26 protein-coding genes and 1 tRNA gene are annotated in these 26841 nt (G+C 73.5%); 21 read left to right on the plus strand and 6 right to left on the minus strand.

Features of this window, described 5'->3' with window-relative positions; genetic code table 11:
* The first annotated feature begins 154 nt into the window (after positions 1 to 154).
* The 6 genes from gmd to DSM112329_RS24760 all read left to right on the plus strand — a co-directional run bounded on the left by gmd (position 155) and on the right by DSM112329_RS24760 (position 3830).
* The gene (gmd, locus tag DSM112329_RS24735) at positions 155 to 1123 is read left to right on the plus strand and encodes a GDP-mannose 4,6-dehydratase (protein ID WP_354699235.1); all 969 of its coding nucleotides are present in this window, start codon (positions 155 to 157) and stop codon (positions 1121 to 1123) included.
* Between the two features lie 35 nt (positions 1124 to 1158).
* Positions 1159 to 1392, plus strand: a complete 234-nt coding sequence (locus tag DSM112329_RS24740) for an antitoxin (RefSeq protein ID WP_354699236.1) — start codon at positions 1159 to 1161, stop codon at positions 1390 to 1392.
* Complete coding sequence (locus DSM112329_RS24745; protein WP_354699237.1) at positions 1392 to 1691, plus strand: type II toxin-antitoxin system PemK/MazF family toxin; 300 nt, start codon at positions 1392 to 1394, stop codon at positions 1689 to 1691. The genes DSM112329_RS24740 and DSM112329_RS24745 overlap by 1 nt, the downstream gene beginning before the upstream one ends.
* Before the next feature lie 80 nt (positions 1692 to 1771).
* The gene (locus DSM112329_RS24750) at positions 1772 to 1972 is read left to right on the plus strand and encodes a hypothetical protein (RefSeq protein WP_354699238.1); all 201 of its coding nucleotides are present in this window, start codon (positions 1772 to 1774) and stop codon (positions 1970 to 1972) included.
* Complete coding sequence (locus DSM112329_RS24755) at positions 1972 to 2382, plus strand: type II toxin-antitoxin system VapC family toxin (RefSeq protein ID WP_354699239.1); 411 nt, start codon at positions 1972 to 1974, stop codon at positions 2380 to 2382. Before DSM112329_RS24750 ends, DSM112329_RS24755 begins: the two co-directional genes overlap by 1 nt.
* Positions 2379 to 3830 carry a hypothetical protein gene (locus DSM112329_RS24760; RefSeq protein WP_354699240.1) on the plus strand — a complete coding sequence of 484 codons (1452 nt, stop codon included), beginning with the start codon at positions 2379 to 2381 and terminating at the stop codon, positions 3828 to 3830. Before DSM112329_RS24755 ends, DSM112329_RS24760 begins: the two co-directional genes overlap by 4 nt.
* A 13-nt stretch (positions 3831 to 3843) precedes the next feature.
* On the opposite strand, the gene DSM112329_RS24765 is transcribed toward DSM112329_RS24760, so the two are convergent.
* Positions 3844 to 3928: transfer RNA gene (locus DSM112329_RS24765), tRNA-Leu, on the minus strand.
* Between the two features lie 44 nt (positions 3929 to 3972).
* Positions 3973 to 4932 (minus strand): GDP-mannose 4,6-dehydratase, encoded by a 960-nt coding sequence (locus DSM112329_RS24770; protein ID WP_354699241.1) that lies wholly within the window; start codon positions 4930 to 4932, stop codon positions 3973 to 3975.
* A gap of 276 nt (positions 4933 to 5208) precedes the next feature.
* Between DSM112329_RS24770 and DSM112329_RS24775 the strand changes: the two genes are divergently transcribed.
* From DSM112329_RS24775 to DSM112329_RS24785, 3 genes are all read left to right on the plus strand, one after another.
* Positions 5209 to 5934, plus strand: a complete 726-nt coding sequence (locus DSM112329_RS24775; protein ID WP_354699242.1) for a WecB/TagA/CpsF family glycosyltransferase — start codon at positions 5209 to 5211, stop codon at positions 5932 to 5934.
* Between the two features lie 63 nt (positions 5935 to 5997).
* The gene (locus DSM112329_RS24780; protein ID WP_354699243.1) at positions 5998 to 7245 is read left to right on the plus strand and encodes a nucleotide sugar dehydrogenase; all 1248 of its coding nucleotides are present in this window, start codon (positions 5998 to 6000) and stop codon (positions 7243 to 7245) included.
* A 33-nt stretch (positions 7246 to 7278) separates the two neighbouring features.
* Positions 7279 to 8238, plus strand: a complete 960-nt coding sequence (locus tag DSM112329_RS24785) for an NAD-dependent epimerase/dehydratase family protein (RefSeq protein WP_354699244.1) — start codon at positions 7279 to 7281, stop codon at positions 8236 to 8238.
* Positions 8239 to 8264: 26 nt separating this feature from the next.
* Here the strand turns inward: DSM112329_RS24785 and galE are convergent, their stop codons facing one another.
* Both galE and DSM112329_RS24795 read right to left on the minus strand, forming a co-directional pair.
* Positions 8265 to 9266, minus strand: coding sequence for a UDP-glucose 4-epimerase GalE (gene galE, locus DSM112329_RS24790; protein WP_354699245.1), 1002 nt, complete (start codon positions 9264 to 9266; stop codon positions 8265 to 8267).
* 181 nt (positions 9267 to 9447) lie between these two features.
* On the minus strand, positions 9448 to 10632 hold the full coding sequence (locus DSM112329_RS24795; protein WP_354699246.1) for a glycosyltransferase: 1185 nt from the start codon (positions 10630 to 10632) through the stop codon (positions 9448 to 9450).
* Positions 10633 to 10726: 94 nt separating this feature from the next.
* On the opposite strand from DSM112329_RS24795, the gene DSM112329_RS24800 reads away from it, so the two are divergent.
* From DSM112329_RS24800 to DSM112329_RS24840, 9 genes are all read left to right on the plus strand, one after another.
* A complete protein-coding gene (locus tag DSM112329_RS24800) occupies positions 10727 to 11713 on the plus strand; it encodes a hypothetical protein (protein ID WP_354699247.1) in 987 nt (328 codons plus the stop codon).
* 64 nt (positions 11714 to 11777) lie between these two features.
* Complete coding sequence (locus tag DSM112329_RS24805) at positions 11778 to 13706, plus strand: glycosyltransferase (RefSeq protein WP_354699248.1); 1929 nt, start codon at positions 11778 to 11780, stop codon at positions 13704 to 13706.
* 31 nt (positions 13707 to 13737) lie between these two features.
* Entirely contained in the window at positions 13738 to 13980 is a 243-nt protein-coding gene (locus DSM112329_RS24810) for an AbrB/MazE/SpoVT family DNA-binding domain-containing protein (RefSeq protein ID WP_354699249.1), read from the plus strand.
* Positions 13973 to 14386 (plus strand): type II toxin-antitoxin system VapC family toxin, encoded by a 414-nt coding sequence (locus DSM112329_RS24815; protein WP_354699250.1) that lies wholly within the window; start codon positions 13973 to 13975, stop codon positions 14384 to 14386. The genes DSM112329_RS24810 and DSM112329_RS24815 overlap by 8 nt, the downstream gene beginning before the upstream one ends.
* Complete coding sequence (locus DSM112329_RS24820) at positions 14383 to 15639, plus strand: glycosyltransferase (protein WP_354699251.1); 1257 nt, start codon at positions 14383 to 14385, stop codon at positions 15637 to 15639. The genes DSM112329_RS24815 and DSM112329_RS24820 overlap by 4 nt, the downstream gene beginning before the upstream one ends.
* Before the next feature lie 46 nt (positions 15640 to 15685).
* Positions 15686 to 16789, plus strand: coding sequence for a glycosyltransferase family 4 protein (locus DSM112329_RS24825; protein WP_354699252.1), 1104 nt, complete (start codon positions 15686 to 15688; stop codon positions 16787 to 16789).
* A 13-nt stretch (positions 16790 to 16802) separates the two neighbouring features.
* Positions 16803 to 17450, plus strand: a complete 648-nt coding sequence (locus DSM112329_RS24830; RefSeq protein ID WP_354699253.1) for a hypothetical protein — start codon at positions 16803 to 16805, stop codon at positions 17448 to 17450.
* Positions 17419 to 19632 (plus strand): O-antigen ligase family protein, encoded by a 2214-nt coding sequence (locus tag DSM112329_RS24835; protein WP_354699254.1) that lies wholly within the window; start codon positions 17419 to 17421, stop codon positions 19630 to 19632. The genes DSM112329_RS24830 and DSM112329_RS24835 overlap by 32 nt, the downstream gene beginning before the upstream one ends.
* Before the next feature lie 36 nt (positions 19633 to 19668).
* Entirely contained in the window at positions 19669 to 21336 is a 1668-nt protein-coding gene (locus tag DSM112329_RS24840) for a hypothetical protein (protein WP_354699255.1), read from the plus strand.
* Here DSM112329_RS24840 and DSM112329_RS24845 read toward each other — a convergent pair.
* Together DSM112329_RS24845 and DSM112329_RS24850 are read right to left on the minus strand one after the other, a co-directional pair.
* Positions 21320 to 22591 (minus strand): glycosyltransferase, encoded by a 1272-nt coding sequence (locus tag DSM112329_RS24845; RefSeq protein ID WP_354699256.1) that lies wholly within the window; start codon positions 22589 to 22591, stop codon positions 21320 to 21322. The genes DSM112329_RS24840 and DSM112329_RS24845 overlap by 17 nt on opposite strands.
* Positions 22584 to 23669, minus strand: coding sequence for a glycosyltransferase family 1 protein (locus tag DSM112329_RS24850; RefSeq protein WP_354699257.1), 1086 nt, complete (start codon positions 23667 to 23669; stop codon positions 22584 to 22586). The genes DSM112329_RS24845 and DSM112329_RS24850 overlap by 8 nt, the downstream gene beginning before the upstream one ends.
* A gap of 118 nt (positions 23670 to 23787) precedes the next feature.
* Between DSM112329_RS24850 and DSM112329_RS24855 the strand changes: the two genes are divergently transcribed.
* The 3 genes from DSM112329_RS24855 to DSM112329_RS24865 are packed head-to-tail and all read left to right on the plus strand — an operon-like array spanning position 23788 to position 26827.
* Complete coding sequence (locus tag DSM112329_RS24855) at positions 23788 to 24726, plus strand: hypothetical protein (protein WP_354699258.1); 939 nt, start codon at positions 23788 to 23790, stop codon at positions 24724 to 24726.
* Positions 24726 to 25754, plus strand: coding sequence for a glycosyltransferase family 4 protein (locus DSM112329_RS24860; RefSeq protein WP_354699259.1), 1029 nt, complete (start codon positions 24726 to 24728; stop codon positions 25752 to 25754). The genes DSM112329_RS24855 and DSM112329_RS24860 overlap by 1 nt, the downstream gene beginning before the upstream one ends.
* The gene (locus tag DSM112329_RS24865; RefSeq protein ID WP_354699260.1) at positions 25751 to 26827 is read left to right on the plus strand and encodes a glycosyltransferase family 1 protein; all 1077 of its coding nucleotides are present in this window, start codon (positions 25751 to 25753) and stop codon (positions 26825 to 26827) included. Before DSM112329_RS24860 ends, DSM112329_RS24865 begins: the two co-directional genes overlap by 4 nt.
* Positions 26828 to 26841 lie beyond the last annotated feature (14 nt).

Here is a 26841-nt window from a genome sequence, read left to right on the forward strand (position 1 = left end):
GCTCCCGGGTTCGCAGCGAACGCCGCCAAGCCTGACCCCCGAAAACCATGAAAATCGTATATCGACGCACCACTACAGGCATTAACAGAACGGGCCTGCGGCACCTGGCGACGGCGGGCGGCCCAGGTCCTGCGTGCGTCGATACGCTCCGCCGATGTCCAAGAAGTCTGCGCTCATCACCGGAGTCACCGGCCAGGACGGCTCCTACCTGGCCGAGTTGCTGCTCGAGCAGGGCTACGACGTGCACGGCATGGTCCGCCGCGCCTCGACCGAGAAGTTCGACCGGATCGAGCACCTGCGCGACCAGATCACGTTCCACCAGGGCGACCTCCTGGACCAGCGCTCGCTGGTCGACGCGATCCGTGCATCCAAGCCGGACGAGATCTACAACCTCGCCGCGATGAGCTTCGTCGCCACGTCGTGGATCCAGCCGACGCTGACCGCCGACTTCACCGGCGTGGGCGTCACGCGCATGCTCGAGGCGATGCGCGAGGCAGCCCCCGAGTCTCGCTTCTACCAGGCCTCCAGCTCGGAGATGTTCGGCAAGGTGCTCGAGGTCCCGCAGACCGAGGCCACCCCGTTCTACCCCCGCTCGCCCTATGGCGTGGCGAAGGCCTACGGCCACTTCATCACCGTCAACTACCGCGAGTCGTACGACCTGCACGCGACGAGCGGGATCCTCTTCAACCACGAGAGCCCCCGCCGCGGGCTCGAGTTCGTGACCCGCAAGATCACGTGGCACGCGGCCGCGATCAAGCACGGGCTGCGCAAGGAGCTGCGCCTCGGCAACCTCGACGCCGAGCGCGACTGGGGCTACGCCAAGGACTACGTCAAGGCCATGTGGCTGATGCTGCAGCAGGACACCGCCGAGGACTACGTCATCGCCACCGGCAAGTCGAACACCGTGCGCGAGTGCTGCGAGGTCGCGTTCGACGAGGCCGGCCTGGGCGACTTCCAGCAGTACGTCGTCCTGGACGAGGAGTTCGTCCGGCCCGCCGAGGTCGACCACCTGATCGGCAGCTACGACAAGGCCGAGCGCGACCTGGGCTGGACACCGGAGACAAGCTTCGAGCAGCTGATCCGGCTGATGACCAAGAGCGACCTGGAGCTGCTCAAGCCCTAGTCCGTTGTCGGGTACCAGATCGGTACCATCGAGGGATGAGCAAGCAGATCGCGGTGCGCCTGTCCGATGACCTGGTGGCGTTCGTCGACGGTGTGGTCGCGTCCGGTGACGAGCGCAGCCGCGCTGCCGTGGTGACGCGCGCACTGGAGCGGGAGCGCCGCCGCGCCGCCGCCGCCCGGGACGCGGAGATCCTCGCGCAGACTGGTGATGACCCCGAGCTCGCCGGGTTCGCCGACTTCGCGGCGAGCATGCCGGTCGAGCTCGACTGATGCGTCCGGTCCACATCGCAGCGCTCGACACGCCGCGCCCTGTCCTCGTGTTGACCCGCGAGCTGGTCCGGCCCCACCTCGGGTCCGTCACGGTCGCTCCCATCACGAGCACCATCCGAGGCCTGTCGACGGAGGTGCGCGTGAACCGGCGCAACGGACTTTCCGGCGACTCTGTCGTCAGCTGCGACAACATCACGACGGTTCCGGTCGCCGCACTGGGCGAGCAGGTCGGCATCCTGCTCGACCACCAGGAGTCCCAGCTCGCCGAGGCGATCGCCATGGCGTTCGACCTCACGTAGTACGACCGCTCGCTCACGCCTGCTACATGCTCCGAGCATGCAACAATGCTCCAAGCATGAAGATGATCCAGATCAGGAACGTGCCTGACGACGTGCACCAGACGCTGAAAGAGCGTGCGGCCCGGGAGCGGACCACGCTGTCGGACATGCTGCTCGTCGAGATCGAACGGCTCGCGCGGATGCCGACGTGGGAGGAGATGCGTGAACGGCTCGAGAGTCGTTCGGTCGTCGACGCGGTCAACGTCGACCGGCTCATCCGTGAGGATCGCGACAGCCGCTGATGCTGGTCGCGGACGCCGGCGCTGTCGTTCGTGTCCTACTCCAGCTCCCCTCGGCAGATGAGATCTGGGCGGCCTTCGCCGGCCATCAGGACGCCGTTCACGCGCCGGAGCTCATGGACGTCGAGGTGCTGAGCGTGCTCCGCAAGCTCGTGCTGCGCGGTGAGCTCTCCGCTGGACGTGCTGCTGAGGCGGTGGCGGACCTTCAGGCACTGCGGGTCGTCCGGCATCGCCATGCGCTGCTCCTTCCGCGGGCGTGGAGCCTGCAGGCGAACGTCACCCCGTACGACGCTCTCTACGTCGCGCTCACCGAGATGCTGGGCGACGCGGCGTCGCTCCTGACCACCGACTCCAGGCTGGCGAGCGCGGCCGCGCAGCACTCGTCCGCACGCGTCGTCGTCGTCGGCCCGTGAACCGCGCCCGCCTCATCGCCGTCGCCCTCTGCGCGGCCGCCCTCCTCGGCGTCTTCGCCCGCGGCCAGGTCTCCACGAGCGACGGCCTGGAGATGTACCGGGTCAGCGTGTCGATCGTCGACGACCGGGACGTGTGGCTGGACGAGGTCGCGCGGGTCGGCGTCGAGGGCCGCGACGGGCACCGCACCTCCAAGTACGGACCGCTGCTGCCGCTGACGGGGGTCGTCCCCGTCCTGCTCGCGACGCCCGTGGCGGCCGTGACGGGCCACGAGGACCAGCTGCGGCAGTTCGCCTGGTCGCTGCTGATCCCGGCGGCGGCGGTCGTGCTGCTGCTGTGGATGATCGCGCTCGGTGTGCGGCTGGGGGCGTCCTTCCGCTGGGCCCTCGCCGCGGCGGCGGGTGCGGTGTTCTGCACCTACGCGCTGCCCTACACCGAGGACTCGTTCACCGAGCCGCTGACCGCGCTGGCGGTGGTCGGCGCCGTCGAGCGGCTGCTGGCCGGACGGCTGGGCACGGCCGGTGCGCTGATCGGGTTCGGCATGCTGGCCCGGCCGCAGCTGGCGCCGGTCGGGGCGCTGCTCCTGGCCGTGGCCGCATGGGACGCGGAGGGCGACCTGCGGGCCCGCGTCCGCACCGCGATCCCGGCCGCGATCGGGCCGGCGACCGCTGCCGCCTTGCTCGCCGCGTACAACCTGCTGCGGTTCGGGGACGTGACGGACACGGGCTACAAGGAGCCGGTCGACCCGGGCTTCACGACCCCGCTGCTGGACGGCCTGGACGGCCTCTTCCTGACCTCGTCCAAGAGCCTGATCCTGTTCGCGCCGCTGGTCCTGCTCGTCCCGTGGGGCGTGCGCACGATCTGGAGGACCGCAGGATCGAGTTCGAACTCCGGGGGACGGGAGCTGCGGCGCAGCGCGGTCGTGTTGCTCGTCGCCAACGCCCTGCTGACCCTGCTGACCGCCGCCACCTGGTGGTCGTGGATGGGGGGCTGGTCGTGGGGACCGCGGCTGTTGCTGCCGGGCCTGATTCCCGTCCTGGTCGTCCTCGGGCCCTGGCTCACCCAGGCCACCGCCGGCCGCACGCTGCGGACCACCCTCGTCCGCTCCTGGCCCGGCCGGGCGTTCGCGGTTGCCTGCGCCGCGGGGTTCGCGGTCTCGGCGTCGACCCTGCTCGTCTCACCGCAGGCCCAGCTGCTGGACCGGCCCGTCCCCGACCCCGGGCCGTCGATCAGCCGCCAGTACGCGATGGTCGGCAGCCGGCTCGACGCGCTCGCGGACCCGGCCGACCCCGTCAAGGGCGGCGACCAGAAGCGGCTCGTCCCCGTCTGGCAGGTCGCGCTCGCCCGCGAGTCGGGGACCAAGCTGTACCTCGTCGGGGCGCTCGGGACGGCAGCGCTCGTGCTCCTCGGGGCGGTGGGCGCCCGTCGCCTGCGTGCCGAGCTGCGCTGAGCACCGCCTGCAGTACCCGGAGGGGGACTCGAACCCCCATGTCCTCACGGACAGCCGGTTTTAAGCCAGCCGCGTCTGACCAGTTCCGCCATCCGGGCGCCCCGGGACGCTACCGCGTCGTCGCGGCCGGGCTCGGCCTGGATCAGCGGTCGGAGGAGCCGAGCTCGGCGAGGTCGACCGCGAGCATGTCCGCGATCGTCTGCTCGAACGGGATCTCGGCGCGCCAGCCCAGGTGCGCAAGCGCGGCGGCCGGGTCCCCGAGCGGCTGCGTGGCCTCGGGGGGACGGACGAACGCCGGATCCACCCGCACGCGTCCGTCCGAGCTGATCCCGGCGGCCGCGAACGCCGCGTCGACCAGGTCCTGCACGGTCCGCGCGACCCCGGAGGCCAGGACGTAGTCGCCGGGCGTGTCGGCCGCGGCCATGAGCTGCAGGCCGCGGACGACGTCGCGGGCGTCGCACCAGTCCCGGACCGCGGCCAGGTCCCCGAGGACGAGCTCCTGCTCGAGGCCGAGCTTGATCGCCGCCGCGCCCCGCGTGACCTTCCGCGGCAGGAACCGGGCCGGCCGGCGCGGGCTCTCGTGGTTGAACGTGATCGCACTCGACACGTGCAGCCCGTGGTGCTCGCGCATCGTCTGCACGATCCCGTGGGCCGCGAGCTTGGCGACGCCGTAGGGGCTGCGCGGGCGCATCGGGGAACGCTCGTTCTGGGGTGACTCGCCGGCGTCCCCGAAGATCTCGGCCGAGGTCGCCACGACGACACGGGCGTCCGGCACGGTCTCGACCACCGCGGCCAGCAGCGTCGCGGTCCCGCCGGCGATCGCCGCCAGCGTGCCGGTCGGGTCGCGCCAGGAATCCGGGACGAAGGTCGGCGCGGCCAGGTGGTAGACGGCGTCCGGGCGGACGTCCGCCACCGCGCGGCGCAGCGACGCCGGGTCCCCCAGGTCGCCGACCACCAGGCCGCTCAGGCCGGCGGCGGCCGGGTCGGGCTCACGCTCGCGGACCAGGCCGACGACGTCCTGCCCGGCGGCGACCAGCGCCTCCGCGAGGTACGAGCCATCCTGCCCACTGACCCCGGTGATGAGCGAACGGATGGCGGCCACCCGGGCAGGGTATCTGCGCCCGGCCCCACGCGGACCCGCGCCGGACCCGGCGTCGCCGCGACGGTCCAGCAATGCGCCGATGCGCCGAAGAAGGGTGAAAGAGAGCAACCTTTGGGGTAGTGGAGCGTTGTCTCACGTACCCTTCTGCTCTGGGAGCTGTAGATGCTTTCGCCCCCTCATATGTCGACGCCCCTTCCGATCCACGACGCCGCACCGAATCTCAGTGCTACCAAAGCGGCCGTCCCACCCCCCACCGCAGACGTCCTCGGCGTGCCCATGGCGCTCACCGACTACGACCGCACGATGGACTGGATCGACGCGACGATCGCCACCGAGGGACGCGGGTACGTCTGCGTGGCCGCCGTCCACACGGTGATGGTCTGCCAGGAGGACGAGGAGCTGCGCGAGGCGGTCATGAACTCCGACCTGATCGTGCCGGACGGGCAGCCGATCGTCTGGGCCATGAACGCCCTCGGCAACAAGCTGAGCTCCCGGGTCTACGGTCCGGAGCTGATGGCGCGGTACTGCGAGCGGTCGGCCGACACCGGCGCGCGCATCTTCCTCTACGGCGGCGCGAACCAGGGCGCCCTCGTCCAGCTCGCGCTCAACCTGCGCCGCCGGTACCCCGGCGTCCGGATCGTCGGCGGCTACTCGCCGCCCTACCGCTCCCTCTCCGACGAGGAAGAGGACGCGGTCGTGAACGAGATCAACGCCAGCGGGGCGGACGTGGTCTGGGTCGGCATCGGCGTGCCGAAGCAGGAGAAGTGGATGGCCGCGATGCGCGACCGCCTGACGGCCCCGGTGCTGGTCGGCGTCGGCGCCGCCTTCGACTTCCACGCCGGGCGCGTGGCACAGGCCCCGGACTGGATGCAGCGCGCCGGCATGGAGTGGGCCTTCCGCCTCAGCCGCGAGCCGCGCCGGCTGTGGAAGCGGTACGCGATGTACAACCCGAAGTTCGTCTTCGGGTTCCTGCGCCAGTACGCGCGCGCCCGCAGCGTGTAGCTCCACCCGTCACCCGCGGTGTCCGATCGCGGCCTCCCGGTTCTCGGTCGTACACTGGTCGGGATGCTCTACGACGTCGCGGTGATCGGATGCGGACGGGTCGGACTGCCGCTGGCGCTGGGCTTCGCCGACGCGGGGCTGCGGACCCTGGGCGTCGACAACGACACACAGCGCCTGGACGCCGTCCGCGAGCGCCGGATGCCGTTCGAGGAGCCCGGGGCGGACGCCATCCTCGCGCGGGCCGAGATCGACTGGAGCAGCCAGGTCAGCGACGCGGCCGGCGCCCAGCACATCGTCATCACGCTGGGGACGCCGTCCTTCAGCCACATCGAGATCGACCTCAGCGCGATCCGCGGCGTGCTCGACGACCTGCTCCCGCACCTGCAGGACGGCCAGTCGCTGACGCTGCGGTCCACGATCGCCCCGCGGACGACCGAGTTCGTGTCGGGCTACCTCGCCAAGCACCGCGGCTTCGACGTCGGCCGCCAGATCTTCGTGGCGCACGCCCCCGAGCGGATCGCCGCCGGCCGCTTCTTCGAGGAGATCGGGACGCTGCCGTGCATCATCGGCGGAGTCGGCGAGCGCTCGGGCGAGGTCGTCGGCGAGCTCTTCGGGGCGTTCGGCGCCCCGATCGTCCAGACCACCCCGGTCCAGGCCGAGCTCGCGAAGATCTGGACGAACATCCTGCGCTACGCGACGTTCGCGCTGCCCAACCTGCTGATGATGGACTGCGAGCAGTACGACGCGAACGTCTTCGACGTCATCGAGCTGATCAACCGCGACTACCCGCGCGGCGGCATGGCGCAGCCCGGCTTCACCGCCGGCACGTGCCTGCGCAAGGACTTCGCGTTCAGCGAGGAGCGCTCCAACGCGCCCGGCATGCTGCTCGCGGTCTCGCGGGTCAACGAGAGCGTGCCGCTGTTCCTCGTCGAGGGCCTCAAGCGGCGCCTGGGCAGCCTGTCCGGCAAGAAGGTCGCCGTCCTCGGGCTGGCCTTCAAGGCTGACACGGACGACGAGCGGGACTCGCTCTCCCACAAGCTGATCCGCCTGCTCGAGCGTGAGCTGGCGGACGTCGCGATCCACGACCCGCTGGTCGAGACGCCGACGCTCGACCTCGACGAGGCCGTCGCAGGCGCCGACGCCGTCGTCATGGCCGCGAACCACAGCGTGTTCCGCGACCAGGCCGTGCTGCTGTCGATCGGCGAGCGCACCGCCGACGGCGCGCTGATCGCCGACCCGTGGGACTGCTGGGGCTCGGGGCAGGTCTTCGGCTTCGCCCGCGAGCTCGCGGTCCTCAGCGGCACCGCCTGACCGCTCCGCGCCGCGCCGAATACCCTCCGGCGCATGAATCGGGTACTCGTCACCGGCGGAGCCGGGACCATCGGCGCCGCCGTCGTTCGGCGCCTGCTCCGCGATCCCGCGTACGAGGTGCGCGTGTCCGACCAGCGCGAGGCGCCGACCTGGATGCGCGAGGGCTGCGAGGTCCACACGGGCGACCTGCGCGACGTCGAGCAGGCCCGGACCGCGACCGCCGGCTGCTCGCACGTCATCCACCTGGCGGCGATCGTCGGCGGCATCGCGAACTTCCACAAGCTGCCGCACACGCTGACCGAGGTGAACAACGCCCTCTACAACGGCGTGGTCCGGGCGGCGCTCGACCACGACGTCGAGCGGTTCGTCTACGTCTCCTCGTCGATGGTCTTCGAGCGCGCCACCGAGTACCCGACGACCGAGGCGCACGTCCTCGACACGCCGATCCCGCAGTCGGCGTACGGCTTCTCGAAGCTGACCGGCGAGGTCTACGTGAAGGCGGCGCACGACGAACACGGGCTGCCGTACACGATCTGCCGCCCGTTCAACGCCTACGGGCCGGGCGAGATGCCCGAGGACGAGGTCGGGATCGCGCACATGGTCCCGGACGTGATCAAGAAGTGCCTGGCGTTGCCCGCCGGCGCTCCCTTGCCGATCTTCGGGGACGGGACGCAGACGCGGACGATCACGCACATCGACGACATCGCCGACGGAATCGTCGCCGCGATGTCCTCCCCGGCGGGCCTGAACGAGGACTTCAACATCTCCGCCGGCGAGGAGATGACGGTGGCCGAGATCGCGCGGGTGATCTGGGTCGCCTGCGGCCTGGAACCGGCCGCGTTCGCGCTGGAGCACCTGCCGACCTTCGAGGTGGACGTCGTCCGGCGCTGGCCGTCGGTCGAGAAGGCCCGGACGATGCTGGGCTGGGAGGCGCAGATCACGGTCGAGGAGGGTGTCGCGGCGACGGTGGCCTGGCTGCGCGGCGTCCTCTAGCCGGAGTACGTCCCCCGTCAGGGCGGTCAGGCGCCGGGTGGCCCGCCGTGCGTTGCGAGCTGGTGCTGCCATGCAGCCCAGGCGCTGGACGCCATCTCCTGCACGTCACGGGTGGCCCGCCAGCCGAAGTCCTGCTCGAGCCGCGCGGTGCTGCCGATGATGCGCGTCGGGTCCCCGGGACGGCGCGGGAGCAGCTCCGGCTCGAACGCGATGCCCGTGGCCGCGCGCATCGCGTCCATGATCTCCAGGACGGATGTCCCCTCGCCCCGCCCGATGTTATAGGCCGTCTGGCACGGCTCGCCGGCGTCGAGCCGGGCCGCGGCCATCACGTGCGCGTCGGCGAGGTCGACGACGTGGACGTAGTCGCGGATGCAGGTGCCGTCCCGCGTCGGGTAGTCCGTCCCGAAGACCGTCGGCCGCTCGCCGCTCGTGAGCGCCTTCAGGATGCGCGGGAACAGGTTGTGCGGGCTGTGGTCCGCAAGCTCCGGCGGGCCCGAGCCGACGACGTTGAAGTACCGCAGCGACGTGTGCCGGAAGGCCGGCCGCGTCGTGCCGACGTTGCGGAGGAGCCACTCGCTGATGAGCTTGGACTCGCCGTAGGGGCTCTCGGGGCGACTGGTCTCGGCGTCCTCGCCGACGACCTCGACGTCCGGGGTGCCGTAGACCGACGAGCTGGAGGAGAAGACGAAGCGGTCGATCCCGCGCTCGAGCGTGGCCTCGAGCAGCACCTGCATGCCGGTGACGTTCTGGTGGTAGCAGTGCAGCGGCTGGTCGACGGAGACGCCGGCGTACTTGAAGCCGCCCAGGTGCACGATGCCGGTGACGCCGAGGTCGAGCGCTTGCCGCACGTCGGCCGGCTCGGTGATCGATCCGTGGACGAACGGCACATCGTCGGGGACGAACGCGCGGAAGCCGGTGGAGAGGTCGTCGAGGACGACGACCGGAATGCCGGCGGCCTGGAACGCACGCACGGTGTGCGAGCCGATGTACCCGGCGCCGCCGGTGAGGAGCCAGGTGGGCTGCGACATCGGCGCAGTCTATTGGCGTCGTCTTGTGGTTCCGCTGGGTGGAGCCCGGGGGTCCGGTGGGGTCGAGCGGGGGTCTTGGGGGAGTCGCTCCGCCGGACCTTGCGCGCTGGTGCATGTCATGCATGCGCTGGCGCGCAAGGTCCCCCTGGTCATGCGCCGCCGACGGGGACCGCAAGTGCCGTCAGCCGACGGAGGACCGTGCGGTGGCGTAGATCGCCGCCAGCTGGGGCGCCACCACCCCCGGCCCCGCGATCCGGGCCGCCGCTAGCGGCCCGCTGACCGCGGCCACCGCTGCCGACGCCCGTGCCGCCGGCAGCGCCGCCGCGATGGCCGCCGCGTCACCCGGAGCCACGAGCGTGACCGGGTCCGGCAGCGCGGCCAGGGCGCCGACCGCGCTCGCGATCACCGGCAGCCCGGCCGCCAGCGCCTCGATCGCGGTGAGGCCGAAGGTCTCATGGGCAAGGGACGGCAGCAGCTCGACGCTTGCCGACGCCCGCAGGGCGGCGAGGGCGTCGTCGTCGACCCGCCCCGTGAACCGCACCGCACCACTGCCCGGCGCCGGACCCCCGGCCCCCTCGAGCACGTCGAGCCCGGCGGCCACGGCGACGAGGCGGAGCGCGGCGGCCTCCGGGCCGTCCCCCGCGACGACAAGCCCGACACCTGCGGCCGCGCAGGCCTGGACCGCGAAGGCGACGCCCTTCTCGGGCGCCAGCCGCGACACCACGATCGCCGGCCCCCGGGCGTCACCGCCGGGGACCGGTGACGGGTCGGCCGCCGCCCGCACGACGTGCGGGACCACCCGCACGCCGTCGACCGGCGCGCCCAGAGCGTGGAGGCGGTCGGCGGCCGCCGCGCTCGGGACGACGACCACGTCGGCGTGGCGGACCATCCGCGCCTGCCACGTCGCCAGTGCCGCCGCGTAGACCGCGGCCTCCGGCAGCGAGCCGCGGCAGCCCTGACGCAGCCCCGGCCCCGTGCGGCGCCCGTGGCAGCGCGTGCAGTCCTCTCCGGCGGGGTCCACGCACGTCCCCACCGCGCAGACCAGCCGGTAGTTGTGCAGGTGCAGGACCGTCGCGGCGCCGGCCGCCTGCGCCGCCGCGAGCGCGCGCCAGCCGAACGCCGGCAGCAGGTTGTGCGCGTGGACGACGTCGGCGCGGGTCCGGCGGACGGCGTCCGTCACGTCCTCGGGGTGCAGGCCGCCGCGCAGCAGGCCGCGGGCCGCCCCTGCCCGACCGAGCGCCGCGGAGTCGCGTTCCAGTTCCTCGACGTCCTCACCGAGGTGCTCGCGGGCGAGCCAGATCAGGTCCTCGATGGCCCGCTCCTCCCCGCCGGTGGTGCGGTAGCGGGTGTGGAGCGCGAGGATCACGAGCCGCCGAGGCTAGCCGGGAGCGTCCGCTCGCGCACCGGTCGGAGCCCGCAACCCGGACACGGGCATTGGTCATAAATAGACTGACCGGCCCATGCGCTCCTTCCTGCTCGCCGCCGGCGCCGCCCTCCTCACCGCCGCCACTCTGCCGGGCGCGGCCATGGCCGCGGCCACCGCCACCCCGGAGATCCCGCTCGGGATCCAGTTCGACCCCCTCGAGTGCGTGCAGACCGTCGTCGACACGTCCGGGGCCGGCGCGGTGTTCTCGGTCCAGTCCCGCGGGACCATCGACCTCGACACGCTCGAGGACGCGGACTTCAACCGGACCGCGGCGCAGTACACGTTCGACCCGCCGGTCGGCGCCGAGGAGCCCGGCACCTGGGCGTGGAGCGGCCGCGTGACCTTCCCGAGCGGCCCCCTCAGCGCGGCGTCCGGGTACTCGCTGCTGGGCACCGCGCCGGCCAAGCCCGTCGCCATGCCGCACGACCCCAACCGGAGCCGGACCTTCCCGCTGGTCCTGGCGTCGACCGCCACGCCGTCGGTCGCCGGCGCCCCGCCGATCGCCGAGGGCGGCGACAGCTACTGGTACTGCGGCGCGAAGGGCTACGAGCCGGCGAAGCTCGTCGGCGCGAAGGCGATCGCGAAGCTGAAGGCCGTCTCCAAGATCCCCGTCACCCTGCCGGGCTTCTTCCGCCCGACCCAGCAGACCCCGAACAACCGCACCGGCCTCACGGCCCAGACGAAGACGCTCAAGCGCGGCACCTGGCGCGTGCAGCTGAGCTCGTCGCCCTGCGGTCGGGGCAACAGCTGCTCGGCCGTGGTCTTCGCCGCACACCGCTTGGGCCCGAAGGAGAAGCGGTACACCGCGACGCCCGTGACGCTCGCCGGTGGCATCCGCGGCACCCAGAACAGCGTCGGCTGCGGCTTCGACCCCAAGCCGTCCTGGGCCCCGTACTACTGCGGGCAGCGGATCGTCACCTGGGTCCGCAAGGGCGTCGAGTACGCCGTCCAGATGAACTCGTCCGAGCCCGACTTCCAGGAGCTCATCCGCTACGCGAACGCGATGATCCGGGGCCGCTGAGCGGGACGCCGCGCCGCCCGGACGGCGTCCACGCGGGGGCGCCGCTACCGTCAGGCGCGCCCCGATGCGCCCGTCCGCGACCGTCATCCTCCCGACCCGCCATCGCGCCGCGTACCTCGACGTGGCGCTCGCGTCGATCGTCCCGCAGGCGCGGGCGGCCGGCGCCGGGGTGCTGGTGGTGGACGACGGCCCCTCCGCCGACACGCAGGCGGTCGCCGCGCGGCACGCGGTCGAGTACCTGCCAAACGACACGGGCACGCCGGGCCTGAACGTCGCCCGCAACCTGGGGCTCGACGCGATCACGACGGACCTCGCGATCTACGTCGACGACGACGTCCGCGTGCACGCGGGCTGGCTCGACGCGCTCCTGGGCGCAGCCGCAGCGCTGCCGGACGACGTGGGCGTCCTCACCGGTCCGATCGTCCCCGTCTTCGAGGACCACGCGCTGCGGATGTGCGGGCGCGAGGGCGCGCCGATCACCTTCCTGGACCACGGGCCGGACGACGCCGACGTGCCCTACGGATGGGGCGCCAACATGGCGATCCGCCGCAGCGCCGTCGCTCGCGTGGGGCCGTTCGACGTCAGCCGGACGTCGGCGGGCGACGAGGCCGAGTGGCAGGACCGCTTCCGCGCCGCCGGCGGGCGCGTGCGGTACGTCGCCGCCGCCGGACTCGACCACCGCAGGGCGGGCGACGACAGCCGGCTGCGCTCGCTGTCGCTGGCCGCCTACGGCCGTGGTCGCGGGGCCCGCCGGTACGACGTCTTCAAGGGCACCGCGCCGGGGCTGCGCGGCGAGCTGCGGGTGTTGGCCGGCTGCCTGCTGCACAGCGTCCGCTATCGCTGCGCGAACGGGCTGGTGCTGGCCGCGCACTCGTGGGGACGGGTCCGCGAGGCCTGGGCGCCGCAGCCGCCCCCGGCCACCCCAGGGGTCGACGACTTCCTCTCCGGCAGCAGCGGGACCGTCGGCGGGCTGCGAGGCAGGCTGCGCCACGCGGCCGACGTCGTGGCCGACGTCCGGACGGCCGCCCCGCGGGCGCGGGCGCGCGCGCTGGCCGGTGGCGCCGCGATCCGGGACGCCCCGACGACCACCGGAGGTGAGCGTCGGTTCCCCCGCGTCCCGGCGTGGGGAAACCGACGCTCGGTGATCGGAGACGCACGAGCCGGAAGTGAACGTCGGTTCTCCCGCTCTCTCGCGTGGGGAAATCGACGTTCGGGCCCACGGGAGGCGGACGCGCATGGCGAACGACGGGGCGCGGACGCGCAGGCCGAACGACGGTTCTCCCGCGACCTCGCGTGGGGAAATCGACGTTCGGTTCCGGAGGGCACAGGCGGCGCCGGGGGCGCGACCCCCGACGCCAGCGTGCTGGTGGTGGGCGTCGAGCGGCCCGGCAGCCTCATGCCCGCCGCCCTCGACGAGCTCGCACGCAGCCGCCACCCCGTCATCGTCGCCGTCGGCCCGCTCCACCCCGGCCGCGGCAAGTTCGAGCACCTGAACGACCAGCTCGCCGCGCACGCACTGGACGACCACGACTGGCTGCTCGTGCTCGACGACGACGTCGCACTGCCGCCCGCGTTCCTGGACGTCCTGATCGACCAGGCGACCCGCAACGGGCTGAAACTCGCCCAGCCCGCCCATCGCCTGCACTCGCACGCCGCCTGGCCCGTGACGCGCCGCCACGGCGCAGGCACCCGGCGGACCACGTTCGTCGAGATCGGCCCCGTGACGCTCTTCCACCGGGACACGTTCGACACGCTGCTCCCGTTCCCGCAGGAGCTGCGGATGGGCTGGGGCCTCGACGCCCACTGGGCCGCGGTCGCCCGTGACCGGGGCTGGCCGATCGGCGTCGTGGACGCCGTCCCCGTCGGTCACACGCAGGCCCCGGCCGGCGCCGGCTACTCCCGTGAAGCGGCCGTGGACGAGGCCCGCGCGTTCCTCGCAGGCCGGCCCTACGTCACCCGCGACGAGGTCCGCTCGCTAGAGTCTTACCGGTAACACCGTCGATCTCCTGAAGTCAGGACCCGCAATGCGCCTCACCTCGAAGGGCCAGGTCACGATCCCGAAGGACCTCCGCGAACGCCACGGCCTCGCGCCGGGGACCGAGGTCGAGTTCGTCTCGGACGGGACGGTGCTCCAGCTGCGCCGCGCGTGGACCGCGCCCACGCCGGACGAGCTCGAGTCGCGCCTGTCCGGGCTCGAGGCCGCGAAGGACAGCTGGAACGGCATGACCGCCGACGAGGTCATGCGGCTGACCCGTGGCGATGCCTGACGCCGTCACCACACTGGTCGACGCGAACGTGCTCATCGACGTGATGTCCGGCGACCCCGCGAATCACGCTGGGTCGCGACGAGCGCTGGCGATTGCCGCTTCGGAGGGGCCGGTCGCGATCAACCCCATCGTCTACGCCGAGGTGTCGACGCCGTTCGGGTCCGCGGACGCCGTCGACCGGGCGCTCGCGTCCATGGAGCTGGCGCGGCTCGATCTGCCATGGTCAGCCGCCTACCGCACCTCGCAGGCGTTCCTCGCCTACCGGCGCGCCGGCGGATCGCGGCGCTCACCGCTCCCCGACTTTTACATCGGCGCACACGCAGAGCTGGCCGGGCTCCGCCTCCTCACGCGCGACAACGCCCGCTACGCCACGTACTTCCCGACCGTCGAGCTCATGGCGCCTTGAGCAACCCGTATTCCCCGACTCCTGCGGCGCCGCGGTCGGCCGACGGACCCCGGCTGAAGGTCTGCATCGTCGCCGAGTTCTACCCCCGTGCGGACGACCCCGTCCTCGGCATCTGGGCGCACCGGCAGGCCATCGCCGCGCAGGACGCCGGGGCCGAGGTGCACGTCCTGGTCCTGTACCGGCCGATCCCGCCGCTCTCCACGCCGCGCCGGGAGCTGCCGGCGGCCGCGCGGATCCTGCTCGCCCAGCCGCGGACCACGACGCTCGACGGCATACCCGTCACCTACGTCCGCTTCGTCTCGCCGCCGCGACCGCAGACCTACGGCAGCTGGGGACGCTGGGCCGCGTGGCCGCTGGCGCGTGCCCTCAAGCGCCTGCGGGCGACGGGCTTCGCGTTCGACCTGATCCACGCGCACAACGCGGTCCCGGCCGGCGAAGCCGTCCGGCGGGCCGGGCTGGCCGACGTCCCGCTCGTCGTGTCCGTCCACGGCGGCGACATCTTCCACACCGCCCCGCACTCGCCGGCCGGCAAGGCCGCCGTCCGGGCGACGTTCGCGCGCGCCGACCTCGTCCTGGCCAACTCGGCCGGGATGGCCCGCGACGCGCGCGGCCTGGACGCCCGCGAGGCTCGGGTCGTCCGGCTCGGCACGGACATGCCCGCGGCGCTCGAGTCCCGCCCCGGCGACCCCACCCTGGTCACGGTCGCGCACCTGGTGGGTCGCAAGCGCCACCAGGACGTGCTGCGCGCCATGTGGGCGCTGCGCAAGACGATGCCGAAGCTCCGCTACGTGATCGTGGGGGACGGTCCCGAGCGCGGCCGGCTGGCCGCCCTCGCCGACGAGCTGGGCCTCAGCGACCGCGTCGAGTTCACCGGCCAGCTGCCCCATCCGGAGGCGGTGGCGCGGGCCCGCCGCGCGCACCTCTTCGTCATGCCGTCCGTCGACGAGGCCTTCGGCGTGGCCTACGTCGAGGCGATGGCCGCCGGCGTCCCGGTAATCGGCTGCCTCGGGGAGCCGGGACCGCAGGAGATCGCCGCGGCCGGCGACGGCATCGTGCTCGTCCCGCCCGGCGACGTCGAGGCGCTCGCGGACGCCATCCGGACCGAGCTGGAGGACCCGCGGGAGCTCGCGGTCCGCAGCACCCGTGCGCGGGAGACCGTCAGCGCCCACTTCACCTGGGAGCGCTGCGGCGCGCAGACGGTCTACGCGTACGGCCTCGCGGTCCGCCGGCACGCCGGCTCCACGGGCGCGTGATGCCGAAGGACTCGCCCAGGGGCTCGTTCGCCCACTCGGCGGCAGCATGAGCATGCAGGACCCCCGGCCAGTCCTGTTCGTCACGAACCTCGTGGCGCCGGACCGCGTCGGCGCGTTCGCGGCGCTCCACGCCCGGACCCGGGTCGAGCTCGCGCTCTTCGGCGGCCGCTCGCACCATGCGACGGGCGCCGTCGCCGACCCCGGCGTCCCGCACCGGCACGTCACCCAGACCGAGGTCCGCGCGCTCGCGGCGTCGGGCGACTACCGCGCCGTCGTCTGCGGGACCGCGGGCCGGACCGCGCTGCCCGCCGCCTTCAGCGGGGCGCGGACGGCAGGCATCCCGTTCGTCCTGTGGAGCGCGCTGTGGGGGCAGCTGCAGTCGCCGGCGCACCTCGCCGCGTGGCCACTCATGCGCCTGGTCTACCGCCAGGCCGCCCACGTCGTGACCTACGGCGAGCACGTCAGCGCGTTCGCGCGCTCCCAGGGCGCGCGCCGGACGACCGTCGCCCCGCAGGCGGTCGACAACGCGTTCTGGGCCGCCGACGGGCCGTTCCCGCCGCCGCAGCCGATCGTGTCCGCCGTCGAACGTCCCTTCGTCGCGATGTTCGCCGGACGGCCCACGCGGGAAAAGGGTGTGCAGGTTCTGCTCGATGCCTGGCGTGCCTCCAGGCTTGGGTCTGCACCCACCGCGCTCGTTCTCGCCGGCGTCACCCCGGACTTCATCTCGGTCGACGCCGGCGGCGCGGTGCACGCCGTAGGGCACCTGGACCCCGAGTCACTGCGCAACTTCCTGCACCACTCGGACGTCTTGGTCATACCGTCGGTCCCCACCCGCAGCTTCAGGGAGCCGTGGGGCCTGATCGCCAACGAAGCCATGAACCAGCGCCTGCCCATCATCGCCTCCGACGCCGTCGGCGCCGCCGCGGGTGGGCTCGTCCGCGACGGGCGCAACGGCCTCGTCGTCCCGGCCGGTGACGTCGCTGCCCTGAGCGGCGCGCTGACCCGGCTCCAGCAGGACCCCGACCTCCGCACCACGCTCGGCGCCCAGGCCGCGCGCGACGTCGCGCCGTTCACGCATGCTGCGTGGGCGGACGCCTTCGCCGCCGCCCTGGACGACGCCGGGTCCCCCACCCCAATGAAGGAGTGTTAACGTGGCCGCCGCATTGCCCCGAACCACTTTCCGTTCCGTCGCCCCGCGCCTGATCGCCTGCCTCCTGGCCGTCGGCGCGATCACCCCGGCCGCTGCCCACGCCGGCGTCGGGACGAAGGTCGTCGCCGACTGCGCCGACGACAGCAAGCTCACGAAGAAGTACAGCGCGGCGGAGTACGCGGACGCGCTGCGCAACATCCCGACCGACGTGGACGAGTACACCGACTGCCGCGACGTCATCCGGCGCGCGCAGCTCGGCATCGGCGGGACATCCACCGGCGGGGACTCGGGCTCCGGGTCCGGCGCGGGCGGGACGACCGGCGGCTCCGGGGGCGGCACCGGCAGCGCCGGCGGAGCGGGTGGCGACACCGGCTCGGGCGGCGGGACCGGGTCCGGCCTCGGCGACTACGACGCCGCGCTGTCCACGGCGACCCCGCAGGAGCGCGCGTCGATCGACAAGCTCAAGGCCGCGCCCAGCACCGTCGACATCGGCGGCCAGCAGCTGCGCTCGGACTCGCTCGGCCACGGGGAGCTCGGCTCGCTGAACTCCCTGCCGTCGCCGTTCGTGGTCATCCTGCTGCTCATGGCGCTCGGCACCGTCTGCGCCCTCATCCCGAAGCTGCGAAGCCTTGTCCGCACCCGCGTTCAGCGCACGGCCTGACGTCCGCGGCCGGGCGGCCGCGCTGCCCCTGGGGCTGCGCCGGCCGTCCGCCGACCTGCTCTTCGGCGGTGCTCTGGCGCTGCTCATGGCCGCGGTCGCCCTGGAGGGCGGCGGCGGCCTCAGCCTCGGGCCGACCACCACGGTGGAGATGGGCCTGCAGCTCATCGGCGGCCTGGTCGGCGCGCTCGCGCTGCTGCTGACCGGCGCGCGGCGGCTGCACGGCGGCCTGTCGCTGCTGCTCTTCGCGGTGCTCGCCGCGGTGACGATCGCCTCGATCGGGTGGGCCGTCCAGCCCGCGGACGCCTGGCTCGAGAGCGCCCGCACGCTGGCGTACCTGGCGACGTTCGGCCTGGGCATCGCGCTCGTGCGCCTGGCGCCGGGGCGCTGGTCCGCCCTGCTCGGGGCGATCCTCGCCGCAGTGCTCGTCGTCTCCGCCTACGCGCTGGCGACCAAGGTCTTCCCCGGCGCGCTCGCCGAGGACGAGACCTACGCCCGCCTGCGCGAGCCGTTCGGCTACTGGAACGCCGTGGGCCTGATGGCCGCGCTCGGCGTCCCCGGCTGCCTGTGGCTGGGCGCGCGCCGCTCCGGCCACGCCGCCGTCAACGCGCTCGCCACGCCGCTGCTCGGGCTGCTGCTGGTCGTCGTCCTGCTGGCCTACTCGCGCGGGTCGATCCTGGCCGCCGTCGCCGGCGCCGCCTTCTGGTTCACCGTCGTCCCGCTGCGCCTGCGCGGCGTCGCGGTGCTCGCCCCCGCCGCCGCCGGTGCGCTGCTCGTCAGCACCTGGGCCTTCAACACCGACGCGCTCAGCAAGGACCGCGTCCCGCTCGAGGACCGTGCCACCGCCGGCCACGAGCTCGGTTTCGCGGTGCTGGGCCTGTCGCTGCTGCTGCTCGCCGTCGGCCTCGCGGTCGGCTTCGCGCGGTCGCGGCAGGCGCCCTCCCTGCGTGCACGCCGCCGCGCCGGAGCCGTCTGCTTCGCGGTTTTGGCCCTGGTCCCGGTCGCCGGTGCCGGCGTGCTGGCGTCCTCCGACCGCGGCCTGCAGGGCTCGATCTCCCACACGTGGAACCAGCTGACCGACCCGGACGCGATCACCCCCGCGAACGACCCGGGGCGCCTGACCGCGGTCGGCAGCGTGCGCGCGACGTACTACGAGCAGTCCCTCAAGATCTACAAGGCACGGCCGCTCTACGGCGCCGGCGCCGGCGGCTTCGCGACGGCCCGCGCCCGCTTCCGCGAGGACGGCTACGAGGTCAAGCACGCCCACGGCTACCTCTTCCAGACCGCCGCCGACCTCGGCCTGATCGGCCTCGCCGCGAGCCTGCTGCTGCTCATCGGGTGGGGCGTCGCCGCGGCACGCACCACCGGGCTCACGCCGCGCCGCTGGCGGCAGGAGCCGTTCGACCCCGAGCGCGTCGGCCTGCTCACGCTGACCGCGATCGTCGTGGTCTTCGGCGTGCACTCCGCCGTCGACTGGACGTGGTTCGTCCCCGGGACCGCCGTCATCGCGCTGCTCTGCGCGGGCTGGGTCGCCGGTCGCGGCGACCACCGCCTCGCCCCCGTCCCGCTGACGGACCCGGCCGCCGCCGGCGCGACCGGCACGTCCACCGCCACCGGCCCGCGGGCCGCCGCGACCGCGGCTGTCGCCCGGCTCCGCGACGGCGCACGCAACCCCGTCGCCCTCGTCGCGGCGGCGGTCACCGTGGTGCTGGCCGTCTCGTTCGCCTGGGCGACGTGGCAGCCGCTGCGGTCCTTCAACGCCGGCAACGACGCCCTCGCGTTGCTCGGCGAGAACAAGGTCGACGCGGCCCGGGAGGCCGCCCAGCGCGCGGTCGACCGCGATCCGCTGTCGATCGACCCGCTGCTGACGCTGTCCGCCGTCGAAGGCGCCGCGAAGCAGCCGAAGGCGGCCCGCGCGGCGCTTGAGCGCGCGGTCGCGCTGCAGCCCCAGAACCCGACTCCGTGGATCTACCTGGCCAGCTACGACCTGGGCGTCGGGAACGCCGCGCAGGCGCTGAAGGAGCTGGGGCCCGCGCTCTACCTCGACCCGCGGTCGACCCAGGGTGTCACACTGTTCCTGGAGGCCAGCCGCAGGACCGGCGCGACCGCCGTCACCGGCCAGACCGGGACGCCGGCAACCCCCGCCGGCGGCACTGCACCGGCTCCCGGCAGCGCAACTCCCTGACCCGTGACGGGTCCTCCGGACATCACCCCCTTTCGCATGCCCCTGCTCCGCCCGCTCCGCACCCTCGCCCTCACCTGCCTCGCGCTGCTGTGCGTGTCGCTCGCCGTCACCGCAGGCCCCGCGAGTGCCAAGAAGGACCTGGAGTCGATGTTCCAGGACGACAACTCGCTGATCTTCAACGACGCCCCCGGGGCGACCGCGAAGGTCATGGACGAGCTCAAGACGCTCGGCGTCGACCGGATCCGCGTGTCGGTCTTCTGGGCCACCGTCGCGCCCGACAGCAAGAACACCGTCCGGCCCGCCGACTTCGACGCGACGAACCCGGACGCCTATCCCCCGGGCGCCTGGGCTCGGTACGACCAGATCGTCCGCCTCGCCCGCGAGCGCAACATCGCCGTGAACTTCAACGTCACCTCGCCGGCGCCGTTCTGGGCCACGGGGACCCCGGCCGCCGGCCGTGAGGACCTGAAGGAGACCTTCGACCCCCGGCCGAAGGAGTTCGGGCAGTTCGTCGTCGCGCTCGGCAAGCGCTACAGCGGGGCGTGGACCGCCGACGGGTCCCTGATCCCGCGCGTGCGCTACTGGTCGATCTGGAACGAGCCGAACCAGGCGGCCTGGCTGTCCCCGCAGTCCGCCCGCGACCCCCGGTCCAAGAAGGCGTTCGTCGAGACCGCGCCCGTCCTCTACCGCAACCTCGTCGACGCCGCCTGGAGCGCGCTGCAGCTGACCGATCACGGCAAGGACACGATCCTGATCGGCGAGACGGCGCCGAAGGGCCGCAAGAACGAGCTCGACACGAGCCTGCCGATGGACCCGCTGCGGTTCATCCGCAACGTCTACTGCCTCGACAAGAACCTGCAGCTGTACAAGGGCTCGTCCGCGATCATCCGCAGCTGCCCGGTCGGCCCGAAGGCGCTCACCGACTTCGTCACGCAGCACCCGGCGCTGTTCCAGGCGACGGGCTTCGCGCACCATCCGTACGCGCTGACCTCCAAGCCGACGGCGAAGTTCACGTCCAAGGACTGGGTGACGATCGGCAACCTGCCGGACCTCACGAAGCTGCTGCGCAAGATCTACCAGCGGTACCGCCAGCTGATCCCGGACAAGCAGAAGAACGTGCCGCTGTACCTGACCGAGTTCGGGTACCAGTCACGCCCGCCGGACCCGACCGGCGTGAGCCTCAAGCAGCAGGCCGCGTTCAACAACGAGTCCGAGTACCTCGCGTGGAAGGACCCGAACGCGCGGACGCTGAGCCAGTTCCTGCTCGTCGACGACAAGCCGATCGAGGGCAAATCGGACCTCGAGCGCTTCGGCAAGACGTTCCAGACCGGGCTGCTCAGCTGCACCTACATCAAGGCGTCGGACACCTGCGAGACCGGCAAGCGCAAGCCCGCGTACGGCGCCTACGCGCTGGGGATCCACCTGCCGTCCGCCCGCGCGACCTCGACCCGGAACCTGAAGGTCTGGGGCGTCGCGCGGATCGCCCCGCGGGGCAAGGTCAAGATCACCGTCGAGCTGCGCTCAGCGAAGAAGGGCAGCCGCTTCAAGAAGGCGGGGTCGCTGACGACCGACGCCAAGCGCGGCTACGTCTTCGGCAACGTGAAGGTCGCCCGCGCCGGCGACGTGCGGCTGGCCTACAAGGCGGCGAACGGGCTGACGTACCACTCCCGCCCGGTCGCCTTCGCGCTCAAGAAGAAGAAGTAGCGCCCGGGCCGCCGAGGGCGGGGCCGGACGCGGCGCGGTCGTCCGCGTCGTCCAGCAGCTCGGGCGGGAGCCGCCCGGGACCGCCGGCGTCCGTCGCGGCGCGCAGGAGCTGCTCGTACTCGTCGGTGACCGCGCTCCACGAGTAGCGCTTGGCGCGCTCCAGCGCCTTCGCCCGGAGGTCCTTGACCAGCTCAGGCTCGGCGAGCAGGCGCTCGAGCTGCGCCGTGAGCGACGGGACGCCCTCCTGGCCGCTGAACGTCAGGCCGGCGTCGCCGACCGTCTCCACGTTCGGGGCGTGGTCGTTGACCAGCACCGCGTTGCCCGCCGCGAGCGCTTCCAGGATGACCGGGTGCGTCCCGCCGACCTCGGTGGGCGCGCAGAAGACGTAGGCGTGGCGCTGCAGCTCCCAGTAGCCCTGGCCGAAGATGTAGCCGGGGAAGATGACGCGGGGGTCGCCCTTGCGGCGGACCTGGCGGATGTACTCGTCCGCGTACGGCGCCCCGCCGACGATCACGAGCTTCATGCCCTTGGCCTTCGCCTCCGGTATGCGGGCGAACGCGTCGACGAGCAGGTGCGGGTTGTTCTCGGGCTCGAGGCGGCCGACGAACAGGATGTAGCGGTCGGGCTCCAGGCCGAGGCGGTCGAGCGTCGCGCTGCCCTCGAACCCCGGATCCTCGACGCCGTAGGGGACGACGCCGATCCGCCGGCCGTAGCGCTCGCCGAAGATCTCGGCGACGGCGTGGCTGTCGGTGATCGCGGTGTCGGCCCAGCGGGGTGACTGGCGCTCGGCGAAGCGCAGGTAGGCCTTCGCGATGGCGGGCCACTTGGAGCGGTCGGAGTCCAGGCCGTCGACGTTGATGACCGTCGGGATGCCGGCGGCGCGCGTGATCAGGCACATCGGCGAGTTTCCGGCGATGAAGAACAGCGCCACGTCCGGCTTCAGCGTGCGGGCGGCGTGCACCGCCGACAGGAACGTGTGCGTGAACGTGTCCAGGTACTTGTTGCGGACCGTCGGGATGTGGACCAGGCGCGCGCCCTTCCACTCCTTCAGGCGCGGATCGACCACGTGCGGACGGCAGTAGACGATGACCTCGTGGCCCTTCGCGGTCAGCCGGCTGGCCAGCTGCTCGGCGGCCGTCTCGAAACCGCTGTAGGACGCCGGGATGCCGCGGGTCCCGAGGATCGCGATGCGCAGCGGTCGACCCGTCGGTCCGGGCGGGTTCGTCGCGGTCTCGCCCGCGGGGGTCCTAGCCATCGGCCGCGAGGTTATAGGCCCGCACATGGGCACGGGCGGCCCGTACCCAGGAGAGCTCGGCGGCCTGCCGGCGGCCGCGTTCGGTCAGGTCCGCGCGGAGCGCCCGGTCGGAGGTGACGCGGCGGATCGTCGCTGCGAGGTCCTGCGGGTCGTAGGGGTCGACGTAGAGCGCCGCGTCGCCGCAGGTCTCGGTCAGGCCGGGGGAGCGGGCGGCGATCACCGGGACGCCGGCGGCCATGGCCTCGACGGCGGTCAGGCCGAAGCCCTCGTGGAGGCTGGGGAGGACGAGCGCGATCGCGTCGTTCAGCAGGGCGGCGAGCGTCTCGGGCTCAGGGCGGTCGACGACGTGGATGCCGTCGTTCGCGCGGGGGTGGCCGACCGGTGGCCGGGCCGTCCCCGCGAGGACGAGCGGCGGGGCGGCGTTCCGGTCCGCGGCGGTCTCCGCGTCTGTCCCTGCCGCGGTGAGGACGTCCGCCCGGAGCAGCCGGTGGGCCGCCAGGAGCAGACCGAGGTTCTTGCGCGGCTCGTCGTCCCCGATGTAGAGGAGGTGGCTGGCCCCGCCGCGCGGGCGGCTCGCGTCGACCTCCTGGCCGGGACCGTGCCGCGCCACCACGATGCGCTCCTCGGGGACGCCCCAGCGCGCGCGGACGTCCATCGCGGTCGTGTGGGAGACCGCGACGACGGCGTCGGCGTGGCGGGCCGCGGTCCGGTGCGTGATCGACGCCCAGCGGCGGAAGGCCGGGTCGAAGCACTCGGGGACGCGCTCGAAGGCGAGGTCGTGGACGGTCACGACCTGTGGGGTGCGGGTGCGCGGCGCGTAGGCCGGGAGCGGGTGGTGGATGACGTCGGCCTGGACGGCGGCCGCGCGGGCGGGCAGGGCGACGGTCGTCCACCAGGCGTCCGTCCCGGCGTTGAGCGCGCTGCGCCAGCCCCCGCCTGCGGGGGCCCGGCGGGCGGTGTTCTGCGCCTCGACGACCTCGACGCCTAGCGGCTGCAGCGCGTCGATGAGCCGCGCGAGGTAGACGCCGGTGCCGGAGGGGCCGCGGAGGGCGAAGGTGGTGTCGATCAGGACGCGCATGGGGTGGTCCGCGGGCTGCGTGCCCGCGCCGGGTGCCAGCGTATGCGGTCGGCCGCCCGTGGGTGCGGGTGCGGGGACGGGGCGACATGGCACGGCCGTCCCACTACGCTCTGCCCCGGTGTCCCCGTTCGTCGTCGCCATCCCCGTCGCCGCGGGGACCGTGGACCATGCGAGGGTCGCCGACCTGCTCGCGTCGATCGCGGCGCACGAACCCCGCGCGACCGACGTCCTGATCGTCGACGACGAGGGCGGCCGCGCACCGGCCCCGCGCAGCTGGCCCCACCCGTCCTCCCCGTCCCGCCCGCCGGGGGCGGCGTTCACCGTCAGCGTGCTGCCCAACCCCCGCCGCGGCCGCGGGATCCCGTCGCTCGGGGGGACGACGGCCGGGACGCTCGCGGCGCTCGCCTGGGCGCACGCACGCCGGCCCGGGGCCTGGGTCCTGCGCCTCGATGCCGACGCGCTCGTCATCGGCCCGTTTGCCGACGCGATCGACGCGGCACTCCAGCCGGGGGACGGCATCCTCGGCTCCTGTCACCGCACGTGCAACGGGAACGTCCGCGACGTGGGCGCGATCGCCGCGGAGGTCGCGCGCCACCGCCGTCCCGTCTGGGCCTGGCGACACCCGCCGCGCCGCCCGTGGTGGATCCGCCCGGCGGACCCGCACGTGCGCGACGTCCTGCGCGGCGCGGCCCGCAGCGGCTACGTACCCGGCGAGCACTGCATCGCCGCCGGGTGCGCGATCAGCCCCGCGCTGGTCGGCGCCCTCGCCGCCCGCGGGTGGCTCGACGACCCCACGCGCTGGCTCCACGCGCGGCTCGGGGACGACATGGTCCTCGGCGCTATGACGCGGGCGTGCGGCCTTGCGCTCCGCGACCTGCCGGCCGTCTTCGGGATCACCCACCGCGGGCTGCCGGACAGCCCGCCCGCACTCCGCGAGCGCGGGTTCGCCATCATCCACTCCGTGAAGAACGACCCGGCGTCGTCCGAGGAGCAGATCCGCGCGTTCTTCGCCGCCGCGCGCGACAGCGCCACGCCGGCCGCGGAGCCCGTCGCCTGATGCGCATGCTCGGCGTGCATCCGGTCGACCATCCCGGCGGGGCGGAGGTCGGCTTCCTGCGCCTGTCGCAGCGGCTGCGCGACCGCGGCTGGGACATCACGATGAGCACCCCGGGCGACGACGGGCCGCTGACGACCGCGGGCTTCGCGCACACCAAGCTCGACGTTGGCCGCCTCGGCGCCGGCGAGGGCGCCCGGGCCGTCGCCTCCTGGCCGCGGGCGCGCAGCCTGGCGAAGGACACGGACGTCGTCTACCTGAACTCCACCGTCTGCGGGCGGCTGCTCCCCGCGCTGCGCGGCCTCCACACCGTCCTGCACGTCCACGACATCGTCGACCGCGTCCCGCGGCACTGGCACCACGCCAAGGTCGTCCTCGCCGACTCCGAGGCCGTCGCCGAGCGCCTCACCGGCCTCGACGCCCACGTCGTCTACTGCCCGATCGAGCTCGACCCACCGGCCGCCGACGCCCCGTGGCCCGCGACGATCGGCGGCGACGGTGCATCCGTCGTCCCCGACGGCCCGATCATCGGCTTCGTCGGCCGCATCGAACCGCGCAAAGGCGTCATCGACCTCGTCAACGCCGCGCCCGCGCTGCACGCCGCCCTGCCCGGCGCGCGGATCATCGTCATGGGCGACGACCCGTACGAGTCGAACCCCGCCTACCTCGCGGAGGTCAGGGCGGCGACCGCGGTCGAGCACCTGCCGTGGATCGCCAACGCGTCGGGCGTCATGCGCCACCTCGACGTGCTGGTCGCGCCGTCGCACCAGGAGCCGTTCGGGACCGTGCTCAGCGAGGCGATGGCGGTCGGCACACCGGTCGTCGCCACGCGGGTCGGCGGGCTCGCGGAGGTCGTCGAGGACGGTGTCACCGGCGTCCTCGTGGAACCCGGCCAGCCGGACGCGCTGGCCGCCGGCGTCCTCCGGGTCCTCGCCGACCGCACGCAGATGGGGAGCGCCGCCCGGGTCGCAGCACAGCGCTTCGGCGCCGACGCCTACGCCGATCGCGTCGAGGCGCTCATCCGCCCGTGACCGCGCCCCGCCGCCCGTCGAGTGCCCCGTCCGACAGCGCGAAGGCCGCGGCCGCTGAGGAAGAGGTCCAGCGCGAGGCCCGCGCCCGTCGCCGGCGCGAGCGCCGCGCCAGCCGTGCCGCCGGGGGTCCCGAGGGCCTGCGCGTGTGCTTCGACAGCCGCGCCGCCGGCGACCCACGCGGCATCGGCCGCTACGTGCGGAGCCTGCTCGACGCGCTGCAGCGGACCGCCGAGCCGGGCGACGAGATCATCGAGGGGCACCGGCCGCGCGGTGTCGACGTCTACCACTCGCCGTGGATCGACGGGGCCGCGCTACGCGCCGCGATCCCGCAGGTGGTGACGCTGCACGACCTCGTCCCCCTCAAGCGCCGTGCCGAGTACCTGCGCACCGGCGTCCGGTTCCGGCTGCGCTACGCGGCCATCGCTAGGGCGCAGCGGGTGATCGTCCCGACGCAGGCGGTCGCCGACGACGCGGTCAAGCACCTGCGCGTCCCGGAGGCGAACCTCGTCGTCGTCAGCGAGGCCCCGATCGCCGCGATGTATCCGCGTCCCGACGACGAGGTCGCGGCGGTCCGTGCCCGGTACGGACTACCCGACGGCGAGTACCTCGTCTGGGTCGGCGGCATGGAGCACCCCGACCCGCGCAAGCGCGTCGCCGCACTGGCCGACACGCCGCGTGACCTGCCGTTGGTGCTCGTCGGCCCGGCCCGTCCGTGGGCGAAGGACCTCGGCAAGCGCGAGGGCATCACGATCACCGGCCACGTGACCGACGATGAACTGGCCGCGCTCTACACCGGTGCCCGCGCGCTCGTGTTCCCGTCCGACGACGAGGGCTTCGGGCTGCCGACGGTCGAGGCGCTCGCGTGCGGCACGCCCGTCGTCGCCTGCGACGTCCCGGCGCTGCGCGAGGTCCTCGGGGAGCGCGCGGTCTTCGTCGCGCAGGACGACCTGCCGGGGTTGATGGCCGCGGGGGCCGCGGCGAGCCGGCCCGCGCCGCCGCCGCCGCCGTTCACGTGGGAGGACGCGGCCCGAGCGACGTGGGGTGTGTACCGGGACGTGGCCGGAAGACGCTGACGGGCTGGGTCGGC

This window comes from Paraconexibacter sp. AEG42_29 (genome assembly GCF_040581415.1).
In the GTDB taxonomy this organism is placed as follows: Bacteria; Actinomycetota; Thermoleophilia; order Solirubrobacterales; family Solirubrobacteraceae; genus Paraconexibacter.